1 protein-coding gene is annotated in these 271 nt (G+C 54.6%); it reads right to left on the bottom strand.

The genetic code is table 11. From position 1 onward, the window contains the following. A partial coding sequence (locus AC1RPY_RS07900; protein ID WP_481763135.1) for a hypothetical protein occupies positions 1–271 on the bottom strand: 271 nt, incomplete at both ends.

Raw genomic sequence — 271 nt, 5'->3', positions numbered from 1 at the left:
CGTATACCCTACCTCGGGCTCTGTGTCCATCGCGAACTGGATGGTCAGGATTTTGTTAAATAGCACACTCAGGTTACGCGTTTCCGTGTCGAATGCGACTTCAGACGCCTTGTGCAAGCGGCGCATGAGCGTGTCGAATTCCTCGATCGTCTTCACGTAACGTGGCTCCGACTTCGAGCCCGCTAGATTGTGCGGATTGCGCCCAAGCACCAGATTCGCAAAATGACGGCACCAGAAACCTAGAAGGTTGGCCAGCTCACCTTGCTTGTCC

It is taken from the genome of Dellaglioa sp. CoH-56-MRSF-12, from assembly GCF_056782075.1.
This window is presented reverse-complemented; position numbering and strand designations above follow the sequence as displayed.